Below are 23,813 nucleotides of genomic sequence, written 5' to 3'. Positions count from 1 at the left end.
TTTGCCGCACTCTGGATATATGTAACATATTTTTAAAGACTTAATTGAGGTGATTTGACTCTTGCAGATTACATTTCTCGGAACTAGCTCCGGCGTCCCCACGCGATCGCGCAACGTTTCCAGCATCGCCCTCCGCTTGCCCCAGCGAGCGGAACTCTGGCTGTTTGACTGCGGCGAAGGAACTCAGCACCAGTTTCTCCGCAGCGATCTCAAAGTCAGCCAACTAAGCCGCATTTTCATCACTCACCTGCACGGCGACCATATTTTCGGCTTAATGGGTTTGCTGGCTAGCTGCGGTTTGGCGGGGAATGTCAAGCGCATCGATCTTTACGGGCCTCCGGGACTTGAAGAATATTTGCAAGCTGGTGTTCGGTATTCTCAAACTCATTTTTCTTACCCGGTTAAGGTACACAAAATTCACGAGGGAGTCATCTATGAAGATGACGAATATATTGTTAGCTGCGGCCCTTTGAAGCACCGAGTTACTGCTTTTGGTTATCGAGTAACTGAGAAAGATCGTCCGGGACATTTTGATGTAGAAAAAGCGAAGGCTGTGGGTATTCCTTCCGGGCCGATTTACGGTCAATTAAAACAAGGAAAGACGGTAAAGTTAGAGGATGGGCGACAGTTTAAAGGTACGGATTTTTGTGGCCCGGATCAAATCGGGCGCAAGTTTGTTTATTGTACTGACACGGTTTTTTGTGAGGGGGCCGTGGAATTAGCGAAGGATGCTGATTTGTTGGTTCATGAAGCTACTTTTGCTCATCAAGATGCTCAAATGGCCTTCGATCGCCTGCATTCAACTTCAACAATGGCGGCTCAAGTGGCTTTGATCGCTGGGGCGAAACAGTTAATTATGACGCATTTTAGTCCGCGTTATGCTCCGGGGAATGCGATCGTCCTGGATGATTTGCTCAAGGAAGCGCAGGCTATTTTTCCGAATACGAAAATGGCCTATGACTTTTTGACTTATGAAGTGCCGCGGCCTGTTTAAAACTAGGGTTAATCTGACCTGAGATGTGAAGGCATTTTCAATAAGGGCGATCGGGGCGGGCTAGGAGGGCCCACCCCACAAAAACATTAATCTATTGTGGAACAGGCCGGAAAGCCTGTTGCTGAAATTAATCCAACAAAAACATTAATCTATTGTGGAACAGGCCGGAAAGTCTGTTACGCCCTGGAATTGTCAATAAGCACGTATACCTGAGCTGCGATCGCTACCCACCTTCACCAACTTCAATCTAAAATCTAAAATCCCAAATCGAGCGATCGCCCCCAGCGACGGCCCAGGAGAGCCAATGGTTGCTACAATCGGGGAGGGTATATGTTGTGGCTAACACTACAGCCCCTAACCCTGAAAGCTAATAGCTAAATTATTAAAAATCTGCCTCTCCTGCCATGTTTAAAAATCTGCTAGGCGATCCCAACGCGCGCAAACTGAGAAAATTTCAGCCTTGGGTAGCTGATATCAATATTTTGGAAGAAGACATCCGCGCACTCTCAGACGACGGCCTCAGAGGCAAAACGGCGGAGTTTCAAGAACGTCTGGCCAAAGCTAAATCTCTCAACGAGGAGAAAGAGATTCTAGACGAAATCTTGCCGGAGGCTTTTGCAGTCGTCCGGGAAGCAGGACAACGGGTTTTAGGAATGCGCCACTTTGATGTCCAACTCCTCGGGGGCATTATCCTGCACAAAGGCCAAATTGCCGAAATGAAAACCGGTGAAGGCAAAACTTTGGTGGCGACGCTGCCAGCTTACCTTAACGCCCTCAACGGCAAAGGCGTACACATCATCACCGTCAACGATTATCTCGCAAGGCGGGACGCGGAATGGATGGGACAGGTACACCGCTTCCTGGGGTTGACTGTGGGACTGATTCAGCAGGGCATGGATCAGGTGGAACGAAAGAAAAATTATAGCTGCGATATTACCTACGCCACTAACAGCGAAGTCGGCTTCGATTATTTGCGCGACAACATGGCTACCGTCATGGAAGATGTCGTGCAGCGTCCTTTTAATTTCTGCGTGATTGACGAGGTTGACTCGGTGCTGATTGATGAAGCACGGACGCCTTTAATTATTTCCGGCCAGGTGGAACGCCCCAGTGAGAAGTATATACGGGCGGCTGAGGTAGCTGCTGCTCTGAGAAAGGAAAATGAAGAACATTACGAGGTTGACGAAAAGGCTCGGAATGTGCTATTGACCGATGAAGGCTTTGGTGAAGCTGAGAAGTTATTGGGTGTTACGGATTTGTACGACCCGGCTGACCCTTGGGCGCATTACATTTTTAATGCGATTAAGGCCAAGGAATTGTTTATTAAGGATATTAACTACATCGTCACTCCCGATCGCGAAGTCGTGATTGTGGATGAGTTTACGGGCCGGGTGATGCCTGGACGGCGTTGGAGTGACGGTTTGCACCAGGCGATCGAAGCCAAGGAACGGGCGGAAATTCAGCCGGAAACTCAGACGCTGGCGACGATTACCTATCAGAATTTCTTTTTGCTTTATCCGAAGCTGTCGGGGATGACTGGGACGGCAAAGACTGAAGAGACAGAGTTTGAGAAGATTTACAATCTGGAAGTAACACTGATTCCCACTAACCGGATTACCAGCCGTAGTGACCTTTCGGATATGGTGTACAAGGCGGAGGCTGGGAAGTGGAATGCCATCTCCCAAGAATGCGCGGAAATGCACGATATCGGTCGGCCGGTGTTGGTGGGCACTACGAGTGTGGAAAAGTCAGAGTTGCTGTCGCGGCTGCTGCTGGAGAGGAAAATTCCTCACAATTTGCTTAATGCTAAACCGGAAAATGTGGAGCGGGAATCAGAAATTATTGCTCAAGCCGGACGCAAAGGCGCTGTGACGATCGCGACCAACATGGCGGGACGCGGTACTGATATTATTTTGGGCGGTAATTCTGAGTACATGGCGCGCCTGAAGTTGCGGGAGTATTTTATGCCCCGGATCGTGCAACCCGAAGATGACGACGGGTTTTCTGTGGTGCAAGTGCCTGGTATTAGTGGCCGCCCCGCACCTCAAGGTTTTGCTCCGACTACGAAAAAGGTAAAGTCTTGGAAAGCTTCGGCGCAGATTTTCCCGACGCAGCTATCGAAAGATGCCGAGCAAATGCTCAAAGCGGCGGTGGAATTGGCGGTGAAGCAGTACGGGGAGCGATCGCTCACGGAATTGCAAGCCGATGATATCGTGGCTATAGCTTCGGAAAAAGCGCCGACAAAAGACCCGGTAATTCAAAAATTGCGGGAAGCTTACAATCTAACTCGCAGCGAATACGATGCTTTTACCAGCACTGAACACGATGAAGTCGTGAAGTTGGGAGGGCTCCACGTCATCGGTACCGAACGCCACGAATCGCGCCGGATAGACAATCAGTTGCGCGGCCGGGCGGGACGCCAAGGAGACCCTGGTTCTACGCGGTTTTTCTTGAGTTTGGAAGACAATTTGCTGAGGATTTTCGGCGGTGAACGGGTTGCCGGTTTGATGAAAGCTTTCGGTGTTGAGGAAGATATGCCGATCGAATCTGGAATGCTGACTCGTTCCCTCGAAGGCGCTCAGAAAAAAGTCGAAACATACTATTACGATATCCGCAAGCAGGTATTTGAATACGACGAAGTGATGAACAATCAGCGTCGAGCAATTTATGCGGAACGTCGCCGAGTATTGGAAGGTTTGGACTCCAAGGAACAGGTAATTAAGTATGCCGAACAGACGATGGACGACATTGTGGGAGCATACATCAATCCCGATTTACCTTCGGAAGAATGGGAACTCGACAAACTCGTCAGCAAAGTGAAGGAATTTGTTTATTTGCTTGCTGACATGACACCGGATCAGCTAGAAGATTTGTCCGTTGAGGAAATTAAAACATTCCTGCACGAACAAGTACGCAACGCTTACGACATTAAAGAAGCGGAAGTTAATGCAATCCGAGCTGAATTGATGCGAGATGCGGAACGGTTCTTTATTTTGCAGCAAATTGATACTTTGTGGCGGGAACACTTGCAACAAATGGATGCTTTGCGCGAGTCTGTAGGGCTGCGCGGTTACGGTCAGAAAGACCCGTTAATCGAGTACAAAACTGAAGGTTACGAGCTGTTTTTGGACATGATGACGGATATCCGCCGCAATGTGGTTTATTCGCTGTTCCAGTTCCAGCCACAGCCGGCAATGCAAGTTTCACCAGAGATGGTTTGAAAATAGTTAACAGTTGACTGCCACTGGTTCCCAGGCTCTTCCTGGGAACCAGTGGCAGATTTGAAATTAGACCCAATCTTCTTGATCGCTTTTTTGTTTCCTGTAAACTTCACCTGTGGAGTGAATTTTACGGGTTTGTTCGTAAAGACTTTCTTCGGTATGATTCCATTTTTGCAAGACTTTTTTTAAGTCCGATTGAATATCTCTAGCACCGGGAAAGCCTCGGTAGCGAATTATCAATCTTGCTAATTCCGATAAATTGTAGTCGGTTGCTTCTCCTGCTAATAAAGTATCGACACTGGCTCGATCGCGCTTGTATTGCGGATGCTGCTGATCTTGAGTTTTTTCTACTGAATCCATACTATTTACGTTTCTCAATCATTTAGAATACCTAGATGCTCGACTTCTTCAAGAAGTCGGGTATTTAATGAAACTTAAAGTTTTACTATGTTTTCGCTTCAGTCATTCCCAGAAATTTTTGTGTTTGTTCAGTAATACCAAATAGTCGATCGCCGTGACAAAAGATTTCCCAGGCGCGAATTCCCATAAAGCCAATACCTGCAACCGCCAAGGGCATCGCTGCGGCACCTAAAAGCGCCGCAATGGGGGGAAATATCATGCACAGTGTTAACAGAATGCCAGTAATAACACCGCCAGCAATGCCAGCTTTGGCGGTGGCGGTGGCGACTTTTTCGACTAACTCTGACTGCGTAATTTTGCCTTCAACGCACAATAGCGAGTTTTCTAAGATAGAAAATATTAACTCAATTACTGCTGCGGCGATCGCCCCTTTCATTGCAGCCCCAACGATTTCGGCAACTGCTGCTTTAAACGCTGCATCGGCTAAAACTTGCTTAGCGACTGCTAATTCTGCGGCAGTCATGTCTACACCACCGCGAGCACGATTCACCCAAAAATGTTCAAAAATCCCGTTAGCAGCTTCGCTTCCGCCTCCATTGACGTGCGCTTGGATGTGACTCCAATCTTGATCTTGACAGAAGTTGGGAATTGCTTCTGGGCCTTGGGCACGAATTTGGGCGGGTATGGATTCAAATACTTTTGCTGCTTCTTGAACATTTCTGATGCCGTCACGCATACCAGCCCTCGCAAATTTGATTTGCAGATTAGTTGGCAGGTTCTCAAAACGGATGTTATGTGCTATTTTGAAAGCTTCTTGAGTGGCGATCGCCCCAGCACTAACCATTGAACTTGGCGCTGATTGTACCCATGCCGTTAATACAGTTGCATTTTCCTCAACTTTAGCAGCGATTTGGTTGGCTAAGTTTTGGGTATCGGCAACAGTTTCTTGTACTTTAGCCGTTAGGAATTCGAGCGGATTCTGGCTAATTTCCATGTTGATCCAGCTTGCATCGTTAATGATTGAATTATTTTGACTATAACATTCCTCTTCAGTAAGTGTGATTTTTTACTGAATTGCTTCTACCTTCTAACTCCGGCTGTAAATTTAGAGCTTTTTTTTGATAAAATAAACCTTCATTGATTCGACCTTGCTCTTCCAAACTTTTGCCTAAATTCCAATAAGCGACGGCTAAATCTGGTTGAATAACAATAGATTTTTGATAGTAAGTTATGGCGTCATCAAGCTGGCCTTGTTTGTAAAACATACTGCCCAAGTTAACATAGGCTTCGACAAAATTAGGATCAAATTCGATCGCCTTGGAGTAGGCGCGAATTGCCGCATCTATTTTGCCTTGGGCTTGCAGGATATTGCCTAGGGTTTTGTACGCGGGGGCGAAATTGGGTTGCTGGCGAAGTGCTTGGTAACAGGATGCGATCGCCTCTACATATTTCTGTTGCGTATAATAAATTTCTGCTATCTTGTTGAGTGCGATCGGACTATCCGCTTGAATGGCTAAGATTTTTTGATATTGAGCCATCGCCTCCTCAAGTTTGCCTGATTTCTGGAGGCTGTCGCCTGCAGACAAATACTGCTCTGCTAACTCGAAATTTACGCTCATAGATTTTACTTTAACAGCCGACACTACTTTACCACAAGTGTTAGTTAACAACCGCGATTTCTAGAAAAATTATGGCTATTTGAGATTTTAAATTTGTTTCTGTACCGGAATGCGGAAAAAAATAGTATGATTATTCTGAACCAGCATCAACGCTAATTGCAGAGAAAATGTCATGGCATCACTAGCAGGAAAAGTGGCAATTGTGACTGGTGCATCGCGAGGAATTAGACGCGCGATCGCCCTGCGATTATCCCAAGAAGGCGCATAAGTTGTCATCAACTAAGCCAGAGGTGCACAGCAGGCTAAAGATGTTGTGTCAGCGATTGAAGCAGCAGGCGGCAAAGCATTAGCGGTGCAAGCCGATGTCAGCAAAACCTCACAAATTCGCCATTTGTTCGATCGCACTCAGGAAACCTATTCACAAGTCGATATTTTAGTCAATAATGCGGGAGTAATTCTTTACAAACCTGTAGCGGAAGTTACCGAAGCAGAGTTTGATAATCTTTTTGCAATTAACGTCAAAGGCACGTTTTTTGCTTGTCAAGAAGCTGCTAAACGCATGGCGGAGGGAGGAAGAATTGTTAATTTTTCCAGTTCGACAACGGCGGTAATGATGCCAACTTACGGAGTTTACGTGGCGACAAAAGGCGCGGTAGAACAGCTAACTCGATCGCTAGCTAAGGAATTGGGTGATCGCCAAATTACAGTCAATGTAATTTCTCCGGGTCCCACGGATACAGAACTCTTCACTGTCGGCAAAACCGTCGAACAAATACAAAGATTTACCCAAATGACTGCTTTGGGAAGACTCGGAAAAGTTGAAGATATTGCCGATGTAGTGGCTTTTTTGTGCAGCGACCAAGCCCGGTGGATTACCGGACAAAATATTCGCGTTAACGGCGGGACTGCGTAAATATATACTTTAGTCCGCTTGAAGGGGACTTCGTTTGTATACCAGCGATTTTAATCGCCGAGTATAAGAATCTCCAACCAAAATCTTTGATTGTGGTTGGAGACTCTTAAACTTCGATCGTGCGGAGAATCCAACAAATTAAGGAGACAGTCGCCACACCTTAATCGTGTCGTCAAAACTGCCACTGATCAGAGTTTTGTCTTGAGGATTAAAAGCCAAATCCACCCAGGTAGAATGACCCTTCAGCGTGCCCGCCATTTCGCCGGAACTCATCCGCCACAGCTTGATAGTCCCGCTCAAATCGGCGCTGGCGAGTTTGTCTCCGTCGGGAGTGAAAGCCAAGGACTTAACCTTGTCGGAATGGCCGATCAAAGTCCGCAGCAGAGAACCGCTGGGTTGCTGGGACTGATTATTTGCGCTGATATCCCACAACTTCACCGTCTTGTCCCAACTGCCGCTGGCGAGAGTTTGACCGTCCGGGCTGATGGCCAAAGACCAAACCGCCTCGGAATGACCCCAAAGAGTTTCTTTCAATTCCCCAGTCTGCCAGTTCCACAGGCTGATCTTACCGTCGCTGCTGCCGATCGCCAAAGTTTCTCGATCGGCACTGAAAGCCACCGACTGCACCTCGTCAAACACCCGGTTGAGAGTTTCCAACTCGGCGCCGCCTTCGACTTGCCACAACTTCAAAGTTTTGTCCTTACCGACACTGGCCAGGGTCTGGCCGTCGGGACTGAAAACTACCGAGAACACGCCGTTTTGGTGTCCGTCCAAAGTCTGAATTAACTTGCCCGAATAGAAATTCCACAATTTAATCGTACCGTCAACGCCACCGCTGGCGATCTTCCTGCCGTCGGGACTGACGGCCACCGACCACACCGGCCCCAAATGTCCTGCTAAAACCTTGAGCAGCTTGCCGTGACGCTTGTGCAGCAGGTGAATTGTGCCGTCGTTATTCCCGCTGACGATCACGCGGCCTTGGGGAGCAACTGCTACCGCCCAAACCGGGTTTTTGTCTTGATCCGCCAGAGTCCGCACTGCTGGCCGCGACTGCGATGCCTCACCGTTAAAATCCTGCATCGGGGGCGGATTGAACCGAATTTCGGGAATGCTAGAAACAGGCTCACCAGAAGTGAAAGCCTGCGGTGCAGGAGAGGGCAAGCGAACACCCAGCAATACGGACAGCAGGGCAACCGTACTTGCTCCCCACATGGCCAAAGTCCACTTGGGTTTGCTGAGAATCACGTCTACCGGTGCCGGGCCGTATTTCATGTCTGTGAGAATTGCCTCGATCGAGCGATAGCGTTTTGATGGTTCTCGCTGCACCATTTTATCCAGAATGCGGCCGAGTCGCGCCGAAACTGGTACTTTCAAATAATGTCTCCAGGTCCAACTTTCGGCTTTGATGTCAAACAAATCAAAGGGCGACATTCCCGTTAACAAGTGAATGCAAGTGACGCCCAAACTGTAGATGTCGCTGCTCTTAATCGCTTGACCTTTAATTTGTTCCGGGGCCGCGTATTCCGCAGAACCTGTGACCGTTTCTGTTTTGAGAGGCCCGCTATTAGCCGGAATTGCCGCGCCGAAATCGACTAAAACTAGCCCAGAGGCACTTTCTTGGGCCACGGAATGTAAATCCTCTTTCCCTGCCAAAGCTGGGGATGCTTGGGGAGTTTTGCGGTGAATAATATTCGACGGTTTGATATCTCGGTGAATCAGTTGATGTTCGTGAACAAATTGCAGGACTGGCAACAATTCGCTCAGCAGATACCAAATTTGAATTTCTTTAACAACACCTTTTTCTGAAAGCCGATCGGCTAAATTACGGCCTTCGATGTATTCTTGCACTAAATACTGGCAGCCTTCGAGTTCAAAAGATGCCAGCAATTTCGGTATTTGCGGATGTTTCCCCAACTCGTCGAGAACTGAGGCTGAGCCACGAAATGTCCGGTTTTGCTGTGTGCGACCGTCGGCGACGGCCGCGGGCGCGCAGAACTGTTGAATGACGCAGCGGGGTTGCGAAGGTTGGTCTTCATCGACTGCTAAGAAGGTGCGGCAAGTGAGACTTTGACCGAGGGTGTGAAAGACTCGGTAGCGGCCTTTTAGCAACAAGTTCGACTCGCAACTTTTGCAGATTGTCGCGCGATCGAGATTTTGGGGATTCTGGCAATGGGGATTGGTACAGTAACTCATTTGTCTTTCCGCTGGAGACCCCCGTCCGACATTATTGCTGGTGGGGGAGGAAAGCGGGGCGGTGCGTGCCGCTTCCTGTGGACAAATTAAATAATTGGAATCTTTGCTTGATCATAATTGTTTCCCAGATTTTCGCCACAATTGCTGCCGTCGATCGCGCGTAAATTATTGCTGACTTTCCTGCGAGCGAGGTTTAATAGGTTGATCGTACCGAGCTCATTCGAGCGATCGGCGGGATTTGCTGTTACCGAATTACGTTATACTGTCATTGCGAATACTTTCAGTGCGATCGCACCTAAGCAATCGCGAGGCCTTGCCAAATATCGGCGATTCTTTGTTCTATGGAGTGAATCTAAAATTTCCCATTTCCCACCTCAAATCGACTAACCGATTAAAAATTAGGCAAAATTTTCCCAACTAACTACTAACTTTTAACTATTACTTATGCCCTTAATTCGCGTACCCCAATCTTGGGAAATTCTCAACCCACAAATTACCTCAGAAACAGCCTTTATCAACCGCCGCCGCTTCATGACAAATTTAATTGGCGCCGGCGTGACTGCTTCGCTGCTGCCGCTGACCGGCTGCCAAAGCAATGCTAGCTCAAAAACTGCTCTGGATCAAAGCTCAACCCAAGCCTATTCGGAATTGAGCCGGAATCCCGCCTTTGCAAAAGTCGATCGAGCAATTACCGACGAAGGCTTAGCTACAAAATACAACAATTTTTACGAATACGGCGGCACAAAATCTATTTGGCAAGCCGCTCAAGCTTTGCCAACAGAAAACTGGAAAGTAGAAGTAAGCGGTTTAGTAAAAAATCCCCGCACTTATGATATCGACGACCTCTACAAAAAATTTCCTATCGAAGAACGAGTTTATCGATTTCGCTGCGTAGAAGCGTGGGCGATGGTAGTTCCTTGGGTCGGATTTCCCATGAAATTACTGATGGCTGATGTCGAACCGCAATCGAAGGCTAAATTCGTTCGCTTCACCTCATTTTACGACCCCAAAATTACTCCCGGTCCCGGTTTGATGTCGCAATTTTATCCTTGGCCTTATACCGAAGGTCTGCGAATTGAAGAAATGGCGAACGATTTAGCATTTTTTGCCACAGGCTTGTATGGCAGAAGGTTACCTAAGCAAAATGGTGCCCCACTGCGGCAAGTGATTCCTTGGAAATACGGTTTTAAGGGCGCAAAGTCGATCGTAAAAATTGAATTTGTCGAACAACAGCCCGCCACTTTTTGGAATACAATTGGTCCCAACGAATACGCTTTTGAAGCAAATGTCGAACCCGACAAGCCGCACCCCAGATGGTCGCAGGCCAGTGAACGGATAGTCGGTCCCGGTAACAGTTGGTCGTGGGAAACTCGCCCAACTTTGCCCTATAACGGTTACGGCGAATATGTGGCGGGTTTGTACAGTTAATTGACGGATTTCCCCTCGTTGATAGGCTCTGCCTAGGAACGCAGAACCCGAGGCTATGCTTCCCTATTTCTGCGAGGCAGAGCCTCGGATTCAGGCATTCCCAGGCAGAGCCTGCGAAGGAAAAATTGAAATTACATCAGTCTTGATCTGCGTCCCTCAAACTCTTCAACTCTCTGCCAAACTCTTTCTAGCAAATCTGGCGTGCTAACATCAAACCATTCAATTTCAGGATACGCTCGAAACCAAGTCCGCTGTCTCTTCGCAAATTGCCGCGTGTGCAAAATTGTTAATTCTTTGGCTTCTTCAAGCTTAATGTCGCCAGCCAAATATTGTTTGATTTCCTGATAGCCCAGCGTGTTCAACAGTGGCAAGTCGCAGCCGTATTTTTTACACAAATATTCTACTTCAACAATCCAACCGCGTTCTAGCATTTGTTCGGTGCGCTGTTTGATCCGATCGACCAAAACATCGATCGCGCAATCCAACCCAATTTGTAAAATAGGATAATTGGGAGGATTTTCGCCCTGCTGATCGGAAATAGGGCGACCGGTCGCATAAAATACTTCCAGTGCCCTTAAAGTTCTTACTGGGTCATTGAGGTGAATTTTCTCAGCCGCAGAGCGATCGACCTGCTGCAACATCGCGTAACATTGAGATTGTCCGAGTTCTGCAAGTTGCGATCGTAATTCGGGCATCGGTGCTACCCTCGGAATTTTTAAACCCCTGACAATCGATTTAATATATAAGCCCGTCCCTCCCACCAACAACAGGGGGGGAGACAGGGGAAAATCGACATCAGCAATTAAATTTTGAGCTTGTTGCTGGTAATCTGCTAGTGTCAGAGTTTCTGTCGGCTCGCAGATGTCAATTAAGTGGTGCGGTACAGAAGTGCGATCGACCGCCGTCGGTTTTGCGGTTCCGATGTCAAATTCGCGGTACACTTGACGCGAGTCCGCACTCAGGATCGAGGATTGCAGTCGCGAAGCCAAAGCCAAAGCCACTCCCGACTTCCCCGTCGCCGTCGCCCCGCAAATCGTAATTAATTTAGGCATAAGGTGTCGCACATTTCCCTATAAAAACTCTCAAATCCTCTCCTCTCCATGCTTTCCCCTCTCTCCCTACACTGATTCACGGCGATCAACCAGGGCAGTCCTCCAGCAATCTCAAAACTATTCCCCTCCGTCCCCCCAATAAATTTCCCTTCAGAAAGCCCTAGCATCGCCTTTAACGGTTTTGTGCTATAATTTTAGGAGTTTTCCCATTTTAGAAGCTTTCGGGGCTTTAGGCCTCATTATTGGAGCTATTTTTGTATGACCAGCAGCTACAGCGCCGACCAGATTCAAGTTCTCGAAGGTCTCGAAGCAGTCCGTAAACGACCGGGGATGTACATCGGTACCACCGGGCCGCGAGGACTCCACCATCTAGTTTACGAGGTTGTGGACAATTCCATAGATGAGGCGCTGGCTGGCCACTGCACTCACATCGAGATTGACATCAACGCCGACGGTTCCGTTACCGTGACAGACGACGGCCGGGGCATTCCCACCGGCATCGTTGCCAAGACTGGCAAATCAGGAATAGAAACAGTAATGACTGTACTTCACGCCGGGGGTAAATTTGGCGGTGGTGGCTACAAGGTTTCTGGAGGATTGCATGGTGTAGGTATTTCTGTTGTTAACGCGCTGTCCGAGTGGGTAGAAGTGACAGTTTGGCGCGACCAAAAAGAACATTTACAGCGCTACGAAAGAGGCAATCCAGTTACTGAACTTACTGCCAAGCCCAACAAAGGTACTCGCACCGGCACTTCAGTTTCTTTCTTGCCAGATACTCAAATATTTAGCACTGGCATTGAATTTGATTACACTATACTCGCCGGGCGCTTGCGAGAATTGGGCTACTTGAATGCGGGCGTGAGAATTACGTTTAGCGACCACCGTTTGGAACTGCTTAAAAGTAGCGAACCTCGCATCGAAACATACTGTTATGAGGGCGGAATCAAGGAATATATCGCCTACATGAACCGCGAAAAGCAGCCTCTGCACGAAGAAGTGATCTACGTGCAAGGAGAACGCAACAACGTGCAGATAGAAGTGGCTTTGCAGTGGTGCGTTGATGCTTTTAGTGACAACGTTCTAGGTTTTGCTAACAACATTCGGACGATCGACGGTGGCACGCATTTAGAAGGTTTGAAGGCTGTTTTGACGCGGACGATGAATTCGATCGCCCGCAAGCGCAACAAAATTAAAGAAAATGAGCCCAACCTCGCCGGCGAAAACGTGCGCGAAGGTTTGACAGCAGTAATTTCGGTCAAAGTCCCAGACCCGGAATTTGAAGGTCAAACTAAAACTAAGTTGGGAAATACAGAAGTTCGGGGAATTGTTGATTCCTTGGTAGGCGAAGTATTAACAGAATATTTGGAGTTTCGCCCCCAAGTAGCTGACGCTATTTTGGAAAAAGCAATTCAGGCATTTAAGGCCGCTGAAGCCGCCCGCCGTGCCCGCGATTTAGTGCGCCGAAAATCTGTCTTAGAATCGTCTCCTTTGCCTGGAAAATTAGCGGACTGTAGTTCCAGAGACCCTGCCTTGTCTGAGATATACCTGGTGGAGGGGGATTCTGCAGGCGGCTCGGCAAAACAAGGGCGCGATCGCCAATTCCAAGCAATCCTGCCTTTGCGCGGTAAAATTCTCAATATTGAGAAAACCGACGACGCCAAAATCTACAAAAATAACGAAATTCAATCGTTAATTACAGCCCTGGGTTTGGGCATCAAAGGCGAAGAATTCGATCCAGGTCAATTGCGGTATCACCACATCGTAATTATGACTGACGCTGACGTAGATGGTGCTCACATCCGCACGCTGTTGCTGACTTTCTTCTACCGCTATCAGCGCGCACTTGTAGACCAAGGTTACATCTATATTGCTTGTCCTCCTCTCTATAAAGTGGAACGGGGACGCAATCATTACTACTGTTACAGCGATCGCGAAATGAACAATCTCATCCGCAATGAATTTCCGGCGAATGCTAATTACACCATTCAGCGGTTCAAAGGTTTGGGTGAAATGATGCCGACACAGTTGTGGGATACGACGATGAACCCAGAAACTAGGACGCTGAAACGGGTGGAGATTGAAGACGCTGCTGAGGCCGATCGCATCTTTACGATCTTAATGGGCGATCGTGTCGCCCCCCGCCGCGAATTCATTGAAACCTACGGCCCCAAACTCAACCTCCTCGACTTGGACATCTAAATTAATCATTAGCTAACTGTCGATGAGGAACGACTAACGACTAAACTTTTTCAGCAGTTTGAACCCTTGTGCCTTCCGAGGCACAAGGGTTTCTGCTGTTTGAGGTAGGTAGATTTTGTTATAAAAATTAATACAATCTCTCATCAAATCGATCTAAGGTAAATGCTTAGGTAAATTTTAGATTTTTGGCGCATCCATCAGCTACCACAAAAATAGAAGGTTGGACAGTATAGCATGAGCATCAATTTAGCGACCAAATTGCGTGAGGGAACCAAAAAGTCCCACACAATGGCAGAAAACGTCGGTTTTGTCAAGTGTTTTTTAAAAGGCGTTGTAGAAAAAACTTCTTACCGGAAGTTAGTAGGAAACCTCTACTTTGTCTACTCGGCAATCGAAGAGGAAATGGAACGCCAAAAGCAGCATCCGGTTGTTTCAAAAATTTACTTTTCTGAGTTGAATCGCAAACAAAGCTTAGAGCAAGATTTATTTTACTACTACGGTGCGAATTGGCGCGAACAAGTAGCTCCGTCAGCCGCAGCTAAAGCTTATGTGCAGCGCATTCACGAAATTTCGGCGACGGCACCGGAACTGTTAGTAGCTCACTCTTACACTCGCTACCTTGGCGATTTATCTGGCGGACAAATCCTGAAGGGAATTGCCCAGCGCGGGATGAATCTTTCCGAGGGAGAAGGCACTGCTTTCTATGAATTCCAGGATATTCCTGATGAAAAAGAATTCAAAGCTAACTACCGTCAGGCAATGAATGAACTGCCGATTGACGAAGCCACAGCAGAGCGAATTGTTGACGAAGCTAATGCAGCTTTTGGCATGAACATGAAGATGTTCATGGAGTTAGAAGGCAATTTGATTAAAGCTGTCGGTCAGATGCTTTTCAATACCCTGACGCGGAAGCGCGGTGGCGCCAGTACCGAATTGGCTACTGCTGATTGAGCCAACACGCATTGGCAATAAATTGAGCCTCGTTTAAGAGGAAAAACTTAAATCCTGGGGGTTTGATGGCTGCTTTTACAGTCACCAAATCTCCGGGATTTTGCATGGCGGGCGATCGACTTTTTAACTCACAACTCAAATCACAACTCAAAACTATCACCTTCCCACGCCGCGATTAGGAGGCTCCTCGTCCGGGACAGGCAAAGAAGTGGGCCTTACTTGCCGCTCCAAATACTTGCTCAAAGCGTAAGCGATATCCCCACGAGTCATCGGCTTCAAAGGATTAATCTTATTAGTTGCGAGATCGACATTAACAAACCCTTCATAAAGTGCAGTAGCCAGAGACTTTCTAGCCCAATTAGGGATTTCGCCTGCATCGGGATACTTAGCTAAAATCTCGGAAATGCTGGGATCGGGAAACTGAAAAACCCCGTAAGCTTGAGCAAAAATCGCCAAAGCTTCAGCGCGAGTCACCCTTTGATTTGGGAAAAACATTCCATCGCGATATCCACTCATCGTTCCCGTTTTCAAAGCAGTTTGAACCGCACTGTAAGCCCAGTAACTCTTCGGTACGTCCGGCACTTCCCTATCCGGTTTCTGAGCAGTTTTCCGCCGTTCCAAACCAAAAGTTTTCACTAAAATCATCGCCAAATCGGCGCGACTTACAAGGCCCTCAGCATTAAAATTACCACTAGCATCTTTATTCATCAATCCTGCACTCACAACCCGATCGATCGGGTCAATTATTTGTTGAGATTGAACCGCCATTGGGACTCCTTGCACTAGCGCGATCGCCAAAAAAATACTCACTAACTTTTTCACGATTTTAATCCTTTCTGTCGCTAAAACCATCATGAAAACAGCAGTAATATTTTTTATGGTTCCATCGGTATTATTCTGTGGTTTCGGCGGTGCGCGAGATTTGGGGATTATATATTAAAATCAAACATTTGCTTCCGGCAAAGCGCCCTGCATTTTACCCAGCCAATCAATCAAATTATCCAATTGCTTTTGGGCCGTCAAAACCGCCATACCTCGAATAGTAACCTTCCCCTTGCTGTAGACAAAACGAGATCGCAAATGTTCCGGCAAATTAGCCTTGAGCAAATTCCAAGCAGGCTCTTCCATCGCAGTTTCCAAAACTATGTTCTGCTTATTCTCCGGTTTAATCCGAGAAAAACCGATTTTTTTAGCAATTTGTTTTAGTTCGACCACACGGATAAGTTGCTGGGCTGGAAGAGGAATTGGCCCATAACGATCGCACCAATCAGCCTGAATCTGCTGTAATTCTTCAGGAGTATTAGCAGAAGCCACAGACCGGTAAGCACTCATCTTTTGATCCAAATCTGCGATGTAATCGGCAGGAATAAACGCCGTCAAAGTTAGGTCAATTTGCGCGTCCTCCACTTTCGGAATTTCCTGACCCTTAATTTCCCGAATAGCCTCCTCTAACATTTCAGCATACAAATCAAAACCGATCGCCTCCATTTGACCAGATTGTTCAGTACCCAAAACATCACCCGAACCGCGAATTTCCATATCTCGGACAGCCAACTGATAGCCTGAACCCAACTGCGCGAACTCTTGAATTGCCCGCAGCCTCTGCCTTGCAGCATCAGACAGCTTGTTCTGCTTCGGATAAAACAGCCAAGCATGAGCTTGAATCCCCGCGCGTCCCACCCGTCCCCGCAACTGGTAAAGCTGACCCAAACCAAACTTCTGCGCGTCTTCAATTAAAATAGTATTGACTCGCGGAATATCCAAACCCGACTCAATAATCGTCGTACACACCAAAATATCGAAATCTGCCGCACTGAAAGTCAGCATGACCGATTCTAATTCCGAAGCATCCATTTGACCGTGGGCGATCGCAATTCTGGCAGACGGAACCATCTCCTGCAACTGAGCGGCCAACTCATCAATCCCCTCAATCCGCGGCACCACGTAAAAAACCTGACCGCCCCTGTCCAATTCTTGACGAATTGCCGATCGCACCACTTCCGGGTTATAGGGAGCCAAATGCGTCTGAATCGGGCGCCTGCTGGGAGGCGGAGTCGAAATCAAACTCATCTCGCGAATCCCCGACAGCGACATATACAAAGTCCGGGGAATCGGCGTTGCTGTCAGAGTCAGAACATCTACCTCGGTTTTGAGAGCTTTAATCGCTTCCTTTTGCTTAACTCCAAACCGCTGTTCTTCATCCACCACCAACAAGCCCAAATCCCGAAATTTAATGGCTTTGCTCAAAACAGCTTGAGTACCGACAATCACATCTAATTCCCCAGTCGCCAAACGCTTGTGAATCTCCCGGCGCTCGGTTTCAGTGCGAAAGCGATTGAGCAAACCAACTTCGATCGGATAAGGGGAAAAACGCTCCGAGAGCGTGTGATAGTGCTGTTGGGTCAAAATCGTCGTCGGCGCGAGCAAAGCCACCTGCTTGCCCGCCGTAACCGCCTTAAAAATCGCTCTTAGAGCAACTTCTGTCTTGCCAAAACCGACATCGCCGCAGACCAAGCGATCCATCGGTCGATCGCCCTCCATGTCGCGTTTCACATCCTGAGTTGCCTTCAACTGATCCGGCGTTGGCTGGTAAGGAAAAGAATCCTCTAATTCTTGTTGCCAAGGCATATCAGGAGGAAAAGCGTAACCTGTTTGTTTAGCTCTTTTAGCATAAAGATTCAGCAAATCCACTGCCAATTTCTTAACAGCTTTGCGAACCTTGGTTTTAGTTTTTTCCCAAGTTTGACCTGTCAGCTTGTTTAGATCCGGTACTTTATCGGCTACCGTCCGAAACCTCGACAAAGCGCCCAATTGATCTGCCGCCACTCTCAGAGTACCGTCAGCGTATTGAATCAGCAAATACTCGCGAGTTTCGCGATCGATCGTCAAGCGTTCCAACTTGATAAATTTACCCACTCCATGCTGGCGGTGAACCACATAATCACCAGGGCTTAATTTATTCGGGTCTACTTGCTTAGAGGCAGCGCGGCGGCGCTTGCGGACGTAGCTAAAAGTAGCAAGAGAATGCTGACCGTAAAATTCCCGATCGGTAATTAAAACAATCCGAAAAGTCGGCAGAATAAACCCTTCCAATTCTGCTAAGCCGCTGTACTTCAAAGCAACCGGAACGTGCTGCAATTGCAACTTGTCGATCGCCAAAAAATCGCGCGGATTCACCACAAACTGAGCCGGACAGTCGTGTTCCGACAGCAGAGAAACCGATCGGCTCGGTTGAGCAGAAACCAGAAAAATGGTAAAACCCCGATCGCGCTCTTCCCTGAGCATTTGAGACAGCTTCGCAAATTGGTGAGGCATCACCGGCACAGGCCGAGAAGCCAAATTAATCGCAGATGGTAGCTGGTCGCCCTCTGCAGAGCTTTGAAATTTTTTAGCCGTAGAATCTTCGGACAATTCAGAAAGTTCTAGCCTCTCGAAAGCTGCGACCTCTGCCATAGATTCAGCAAAAGTGCGGTGAATTTTCGGAACTTTCAAATTAGCAATTGGCAATTTTTCTGTAACCTCACCAGCAACTTCCGATTCCCGATTGCAACTATTCCACTGTTCCTGGGCATTCTCAAACCAGCGGTCGCTGTGAGCTTCGCACCCTTGCGGTTCGTCAATAACAACTAAAGTATTTTCAGTCAAATAATCCAACAAAGATGCAGGTTGCTCGAACGCTAAACCCAACAGCCTGCGGACAAATTTTTCCGCTTCATTTTCCGCTTCATTTTCGGGATCAAAAGAGCCTATGTGGTTTATTGCGTCAAGCTTTTTTTCCGATAAAACTGCTTTAATAATTGTGTTAAAATTAGTAGGAGTTAAAACTAAGCGATCGACCTTATCGAGCGATCGCTGGGAAGACGGATCGAACTCCCGAATTTGCTCCAAATCATCCCCAAACCACTCCAGCCGCACCGGCAACTCAGCCGCCACCGGAAATACATCGACAATATCACCCCGACGGCTCCATTGACCCTCCATTTCCACCAGAGCCACCCGATCGTACCCCATCGACACCAGTTGGCGGTCAAGTATCTTCGAGTCTTGAACCGCACCTCGCTTCAGCGTCAGACAGTAGGGTTCAAAAGCATCAGGTGGCGGCAAGTGAGACTGGAGAGCTCTTTCGGTAGCTACAATCGCGATTGGCTTCGACTGATTGGCGGTTTTTTCTTCCTTATCCACCAAATCCGCCAGCACCTGCATTTGCCCCCACGTCATTTCATTCTCGTCGGAGTAAGATAGCTCGTAGGGCGAAGCCTCCGAAGTCGGGTAAAAATGTACGGTTTGCCAGCCCATCGCCTCCAGCCCTGCCACCCAACGACCGGCTTCTTCTAGAGTTGCCGTCACTACCAGTAAACTCCGCCCTTCTTGCTGTGCGAGGGCGGAAGCTACTAAACCTTTGGGCAAGCGAGCTATGCCGGACAGTTGCAAGCAGCGATGGCGCTTGAGCTTGTTGAGGAGTTCTGTGGCTAGGGGCGATCGCCCGAGGGTACGAATTATTGAAGAGAAAGTCATGCGCTTTTAATTTTAATCCCTGATCGGCGAAGGCTCTTTCCCTTTGCCTGTTAAGGAGATTGTACGACAAACATCCATGATTGTGCCGCTCTGCTGTTGACGCCTGGGAACTTAACTGGAGATAGATTTCTGCTTTAATATGTCGATCCTGCGATCGCGATTGAGCCAGTTCCGTTAATCTAGTGACAGGTTTAGAAAAAATTTCGATTTTGCGATCGAGATTAGCAGCTTCCAGACCTCTCCTTTAACCGGGCAGAGCGCTTCGCCGTTACTACCGAAAATTTTAGAAATGTCCCCAAGTACCGATATTCTGATTGTTCTCCTGCTAATTTTCCTCAATGGCTTGTTTGTGATGTCAGAGATGGCCATCATCTCTGTACGGAAGGTGAGACTGCAACAGATGGCCAACCAAGGTTCAGCCAATGCCCGCGTAGCCTTGGATCTGGCTAATGCCCCCAATCAGTTCTTGCCGACAGTTCAAATCGGGATTACGATGCTGGCCATTCTGTCGGGCGCTTTCGGAGAAACGACGATTTCTAGAAGAGTAGAGCCTTTGTTGCGGCTGATTCCTGCCCTCGCGCCCTATTCTCAGACGATCGCCTCAGTAGTAGCAGTTTTAACCATCACTTATCTGACCTTAATTATCGGCGAACTCGTGCCGAAGCGGCTGGCACTCAACAACCCAGAGCCGATCGCCTCAAGCGTAGCAATTCCCATGCGAATGCTCTCAAAAATTGGCGCTCCTGCGGTTTATTTGTTAAGTCATTCGACTGACTTAGTGATGCGACTGATGAGGATATCGCCCTCGACAGAACCGCAAGTTACAGAAGAGGAAATTAAAGTTTTGATCGAGCAAGGAACCGAAGCCGGAACCTTTGAAGAAGCCGAACAAGACATGGTAGAAAGAGTCTTTCGTTTGGGCGATCGGCGAGTCAGCGCCTTAATGACCCCGCGTCCCGATCTTACCTGGCTCGACCTCGACGACTCCGTGGAAGAAAATCGCCAAAAAATGCTCGGCAGTGGTCACTCTCGGTTTCCCGTGTGTCAGGGAGGGCTCGACAACGTTGTCGGTTTAGTACACGTTACTGATATGCTGTCTCGGACTTTAACTGGTCAACCCCTAGATTTAAGCGCTTCTTTACGACGACCGTTATTTGTACCGGAAAGCACGCGGGGTTTAAAAGTATTAGAACTTTTCAAACAATCTAGCAATCAAATTGCCTTGGTAGTAGACGAATACGGCGTCATTCAAGGATTGGTTACAGTCAACGACATTTTAGTCGAACTTGTTGGTGATTTTCCTTCAATAGAAGATGCTGACGAACCGGAAGCTGTGCAGCGCGAAGATGGTTCTTGGCTGTTAGACGGAATGCTAGCAGTCGAAGATTTTTTTGAGCTGTTTGGAATCGAAGAATTGTCAGCAGAACACAAAGGAAGTTACCACACAATGGGCGGTTTTGTAATTACCAATTTGGGCAAAATTCCCACAGCAGCCGAGCATTTTGAGTGGAACGGTTTGCGCGTGGAAGTAGTGGATATGGACGGGAACCGAGTTGATAAGATATTGGTAATGCCGATCGACTCAGCGGGCGATCGATCTAAAACCCAACCAAAAACCTAAAATTTAAACTCAGCGGTAAGGTGCGCTAGGCGCACCCTACATCAACCCTTCAGCGGATATTTCAAACCTACTTCTTTTTGCTTCTAGCCTCATCTTTCCGCAAAGATTCCAGAATAGAACGGCCCACATAATTGCTAAAAACTACCTCTCCAGCTTGATTGTAGTGGCAGCAGCTATCTACATAAACAGCCTCTTTAGTCTTGTCAAAAACATTAACAGCATTCACTAAATTGATATTATTTTTTTCCAAATTAGGAAACTTTTTGAAAAGAGCCGGATATCCAATTTCCACAGCTTTAGCATAAGGAGTATCCTTGTTAAAAGCAATCTGCTTTTCGGCTTCACCAAACACTCTTTTCGTCTGATAGTATTGATTAGGCTGAAGAACATGAAAATAAGGCACCTTACTAGCAGACAGAACTTTGTGCATAAAAATTGAACTTTTTGCCCAATTTAGTGCCATTTCTTGAAAAGCTACTGAATCCTGTAAAACCGACTTATTAGTATTGATATAAATAACGCTTCCACTGTCATCTTTTTTTTGTTTGAGCCGTTCTTTTTCAAACTTAATAACATCGGTTTTATAGTTATTAACTAGATTTTGAACGTAAACAGAAGTCAAAGCATCGCAGGCAGCGAAAGAACAGTTTTGCAAACGTTCCAAACCCTGATTAATCCTAGCTTTATTTTCTTGGATTCTGATAGTTGCTTTCATAGCTTTGGTAGAAAGGCTATTATTCGCCAAGCTAGTCAGCGGCAAAATATGCTGAATGCTTGGCATCGCCAAATCGACTTGATTTTTATTGTTTAAGTTAGAAAGTGCTACTTCATTAAAACCATCTATATTGACGACCAGATCCAGTTCTTGCCCTAAAGCCAAAAAATAGTTTAGAATTAATAATTGCTGGGGTTGTTTGTAGCCTCCGGTAGCAAAAGACAAAATTACAAATTCTTTATCCTTCAAACCCGGAATCTGCTTAAGGTATTGAGGTAAAATTTTGTTTTGAACTTCAAATACTCCATAATTAGAAGCCACAGAACCGCCAAAAACTCCGATAATAAATTGATTTTTCTTTGTTTTCTTCAAAGGGTAATCGTAAGGAGAGATAAATCCGTAGTTGTTAACCTTAAAACCAGGGCGAAAATCGGGGCCAGGTTGTTGGATAAATCCCAAAAAAGGATGAAACCTTTCAACAATAGACTGATTCAGCCGCACTCCTTCTAAATTAATTCCTAAAGCCGACTTATCTTGCTTTTTTTCTCTCGTATAGAAAAATTGCTTGTGCTTGACAAAATACCATGCCAAAGAGCCAAGTTCCAGAAAAAACAGTAACATCACTAAATTAATAAAAGCAATCTTGATAAATTCTTGTCCTTTTTTGAGGGATTTTAAATCTTTCATAAACCTCTATTTCGACTCTCTTACTACTTTAATAATGGAACTAGAAACATAGTTTGCCAATACTTCCTCTCCGACTGAATTATAGTGGCAGCAGGCATCTTTGTAAACCGTCTCTTTTGTATTGTCTAAAATATTCACTGCGCTAAACACATTAACCCCAGCTTTTTGCAAATCATCGACTTTGGACAACAATACTGGATAACCTTTTTTCACACCTTCAATGTAAGGACTCTTCTGGTCGATCGCGATTTCGTTTTCCTTGGCGGTAAACACTCGCTTAGTGGGATAATACTGGTTGGGCTGGATAAAGTGAAAATACTTAATCTTTCTACTTGATAAAACTTGATTCATGCCGCTCGACGATTCATACCACATCGATGCCATTTTGTCAAAAGCAGCGGCATCCTGCAAAACAAAGTCAGCTTTGGGAATGTATACTATACCGCTATTTGCCGTGTCTGGGTTGGATTGTTTGACTTGTCGATCGTACTTGACAACTGCTTGCTGGTAATTGTTGACTAATTGTTTCACCTGTAGCGAGGTGACAGCGTGACACAAAGCAAGTTGACAATTTTGCAATTTGTCAATACCTGCTTTCAATTGTTTTTTGTTTTCGTTAATTTTAACGATCGAACTCATCGCTTCCGGTGACAAGTTGTTGTTGGCTAAACCCGTCAGAGGCTGTATGTGCTGAACGCTGGGCATTCCTATTTCTACTTGGGCTTTGTTGTTTAAATTTGACAGTGCTACTTCGTTAAAACCGTCTATATTGATGACTAAATCTAATTGTTGACCCAAGGCCAAAAAGTAATTTAAAACCAATAATTGTTGGGGCTGTTTGTAGCCGCCATTCCCAAAATTTAAAACAATAATTTCCTTGTTTGCAAATTCTGGATAAGCCTTCAATTTGTTAGACAATCTGCGATCTACGTATTCATCAACTGCAAAATTATTCGCAACTGAACCCCCAAAAACTCCGATAATAACTTGATTTTTATTTGTTTTAATAAATGGATATTCGTATAGAGAAAAAAAGCCGTGTTTATTGACTTTTAACTTTAATTTTTCATTGGTGAAGGCACCTTGTTTGAGTACATAGCCAAAAAGTGGGTGCAGTCTTTCTACGATAGATTCATCAAGTCTAATGCCGATCCTTTCAATATCTTCTACTACTTTTTCTTTGGCTTTAGTTCTGGTATAAAAAAACTGCTTTTGGTTTATAAAATAAAAAGCTAGCGATAAAGCTTCCAGACAAATAAAGGCGATCGCCAAATTAACTGCGATTATAATTAATATATTTTGGCTTTTTTTCAGCGCCGTTGAATCTTTCATGAAATTTGACTGC

General features: G+C 46.5%; 17 protein-coding genes and 1 pseudogene. 7 read left to right on the top strand and 11 right to left on the bottom strand.

Annotated elements, in window-relative coordinates; translation table 11 throughout:
• Positions 1–61 precede the first annotated feature (61 nt).
• Positions 62–994: a ribonuclease Z gene (locus tag QUB25_RS15960; protein ID WP_333039106.1), complete on the top strand. Its 933-nt coding sequence runs from the start codon at positions 62–64 to the stop codon at positions 992–994.
• A 404-nt stretch (positions 995–1,398) separates the two neighbouring features.
• Entirely contained in the window at positions 1,399–4,215 is a 2,817-nt protein-coding gene (secA, locus tag QUB25_RS15955; protein WP_333059503.1) for a preprotein translocase subunit SecA, read from the top strand.
• A gap of 66 nt (positions 4,216–4,281) precedes the next feature.
• Here the strand turns inward: secA and QUB25_RS15950 are convergent, their stop codons facing one another.
• The 4 genes from QUB25_RS15950 to QUB25_RS15935 form a co-directional block, all read right to left on the bottom strand.
• Positions 4,282–4,575 (bottom strand): DUF3288 family protein, encoded by a 294-nt coding sequence (locus QUB25_RS15950; RefSeq protein WP_333059504.1) that lies wholly within the window; start codon positions 4,573–4,575, stop codon positions 4,282–4,284.
• 85 nt (positions 4,576–4,660) lie between these two features.
• Positions 4,661–5,569, bottom strand: coding sequence for a hypothetical protein (locus QUB25_RS15945; RefSeq protein WP_333059506.1), 909 nt, complete (start codon positions 5,567–5,569; stop codon positions 4,661–4,663).
• Positions 5,570–5,624: 55 nt separating this feature from the next.
• On the bottom strand, positions 5,625–6,194 hold the full coding sequence (locus QUB25_RS15940) for a tetratricopeptide repeat protein (RefSeq protein ID WP_333059507.1): 570 nt from the start codon (positions 6,192–6,194) through the stop codon (positions 5,625–5,627).
• Positions 6,195–6,281: 87 nt separating this feature from the next.
• The gene (locus QUB25_RS15935; RefSeq protein ID WP_333059508.1) at positions 6,282–6,470 is read right to left on the bottom strand and encodes a hypothetical protein; all 189 of its coding nucleotides are present in this window, start codon (positions 6,468–6,470) and stop codon (positions 6,282–6,284) included.
• Positions 6,471–6,492: 22 nt separating this feature from the next.
• Between QUB25_RS15935 and QUB25_RS15930 the strand changes: the two are divergent.
• Positions 6,493–7,107 (top strand): annotated as a pseudogene (locus tag QUB25_RS15930) (SDR family oxidoreductase); the annotation flags it as partial.
• Positions 7,108–7,245: 138 nt separating this feature from the next.
• On the opposite strand, the gene QUB25_RS15925 reads toward QUB25_RS15930, so the two are convergent.
• Positions 7,246–9,300 (bottom strand): serine/threonine-protein kinase, encoded by a 2,055-nt coding sequence (locus QUB25_RS15925; protein WP_333184086.1) that lies wholly within the window; start codon positions 9,298–9,300, stop codon positions 7,246–7,248.
• Between the two features lie 444 nt (positions 9,301–9,744).
• Here QUB25_RS15925 and msrP point away from each other — a divergent pair, with 444 nt between their 5' ends.
• On the top strand, positions 9,745–10,728 hold the full coding sequence (msrP, locus tag QUB25_RS15920; protein WP_333184084.1) for a protein-methionine-sulfoxide reductase catalytic subunit MsrP: 984 nt from the start codon (positions 9,745–9,747) through the stop codon (positions 10,726–10,728).
• A gap of 131 nt (positions 10,729–10,859) precedes the next feature.
• On the opposite strand, the gene miaA is transcribed toward msrP, so the two are convergent.
• The gene (gene miaA / locus QUB25_RS15915; RefSeq protein ID WP_333184082.1) at positions 10,860–11,780 is read right to left on the bottom strand and encodes a tRNA (adenosine(37)-N6)-dimethylallyltransferase MiaA; all 921 of its coding nucleotides are present in this window, start codon (positions 11,778–11,780) and stop codon (positions 10,860–10,862) included.
• Between the two features lie 258 nt (positions 11,781–12,038).
• On the opposite strand from miaA, the gene gyrB reads away from it, so the two are divergent.
• Positions 12,039–13,979, top strand: coding sequence for a DNA topoisomerase (ATP-hydrolyzing) subunit B (gene gyrB / locus QUB25_RS15910; protein ID WP_333059513.1), 1,941 nt, complete (start codon positions 12,039–12,041; stop codon positions 13,977–13,979).
• Positions 13,980–14,213: 234 nt separating this feature from the next.
• On the top strand, positions 14,214–14,930 hold the full coding sequence (locus QUB25_RS15905) for a heme oxygenase (biliverdin-producing) (protein ID WP_333059514.1): 717 nt from the start codon (positions 14,214–14,216) through the stop codon (positions 14,928–14,930).
• Here QUB25_RS15905 and QUB25_RS15900 read toward each other — a convergent pair.
• The 3 genes from QUB25_RS15900 to mfd all read right to left on the bottom strand — a co-directional run bounded on the left by QUB25_RS15900 (position 14,917) and on the right by mfd (position 19,445).
• Positions 14,917–15,081, bottom strand: a complete 165-nt coding sequence (locus tag QUB25_RS15900; protein WP_333059515.1) for a hypothetical protein — start codon at positions 15,079–15,081, stop codon at positions 14,917–14,919. The genes QUB25_RS15905 and QUB25_RS15900 overlap by 14 nt on opposite strands.
• Before the next feature lie 5 nt (positions 15,082–15,086).
• Positions 15,087–15,752 carry an S-layer homology domain-containing protein gene (locus QUB25_RS15895; protein WP_333184079.1) on the bottom strand — a complete coding sequence of 222 codons (666 nt, stop codon included), beginning with the start codon at positions 15,750–15,752 and terminating at the stop codon, positions 15,087–15,089.
• Between the two features lie 120 nt (positions 15,753–15,872).
• A complete protein-coding gene (gene mfd / locus QUB25_RS15890; protein ID WP_333184077.1) occupies positions 15,873–19,445 on the bottom strand; it encodes a transcription-repair coupling factor in 3,573 nt (1,190 codons plus the stop codon).
• A gap of 289 nt (positions 19,446–19,734) precedes the next feature.
• On the opposite strand from mfd, the gene QUB25_RS15885 reads away from it, so the two are divergent.
• Positions 19,735–21,066 carry a hemolysin family protein gene (locus QUB25_RS15885; RefSeq protein WP_333184075.1) on the top strand — a complete coding sequence of 444 codons (1,332 nt, stop codon included), beginning with the start codon at positions 19,735–19,737 and terminating at the stop codon, positions 21,064–21,066.
• Positions 21,067–21,133: 67 nt separating this feature from the next.
• Here the strand turns inward: QUB25_RS15885 and QUB25_RS15880 are convergent, their stop codons facing one another.
• Positions 21,134–22,468: a hypothetical protein gene (locus QUB25_RS15880; RefSeq protein ID WP_445251954.1), complete on the bottom strand. Its 1,335-nt coding sequence runs from the start codon at positions 22,466–22,468 to the stop codon at positions 21,134–21,136.
• Between the two features lie 6 nt (positions 22,469–22,474).
• The gene (locus QUB25_RS15875) at positions 22,475–23,800 is read right to left on the bottom strand and encodes a hypothetical protein (protein WP_333184072.1); all 1,326 of its coding nucleotides are present in this window, start codon (positions 23,798–23,800) and stop codon (positions 22,475–22,477) included.
• Between the last annotated feature and the right edge of the window lie 13 nt (positions 23,801–23,813).

Source organism: Microcoleus sp. B3-D7, from assembly GCF_036705305.1.
GTDB lineage: Bacteria > Cyanobacteriota > Cyanobacteriia > Cyanobacteriales > Microcoleaceae > Microcoleus.
Note: the sequence above shows the minus strand (reverse complement) of the source record. Positions and strands in the feature narration are given on the sequence as shown.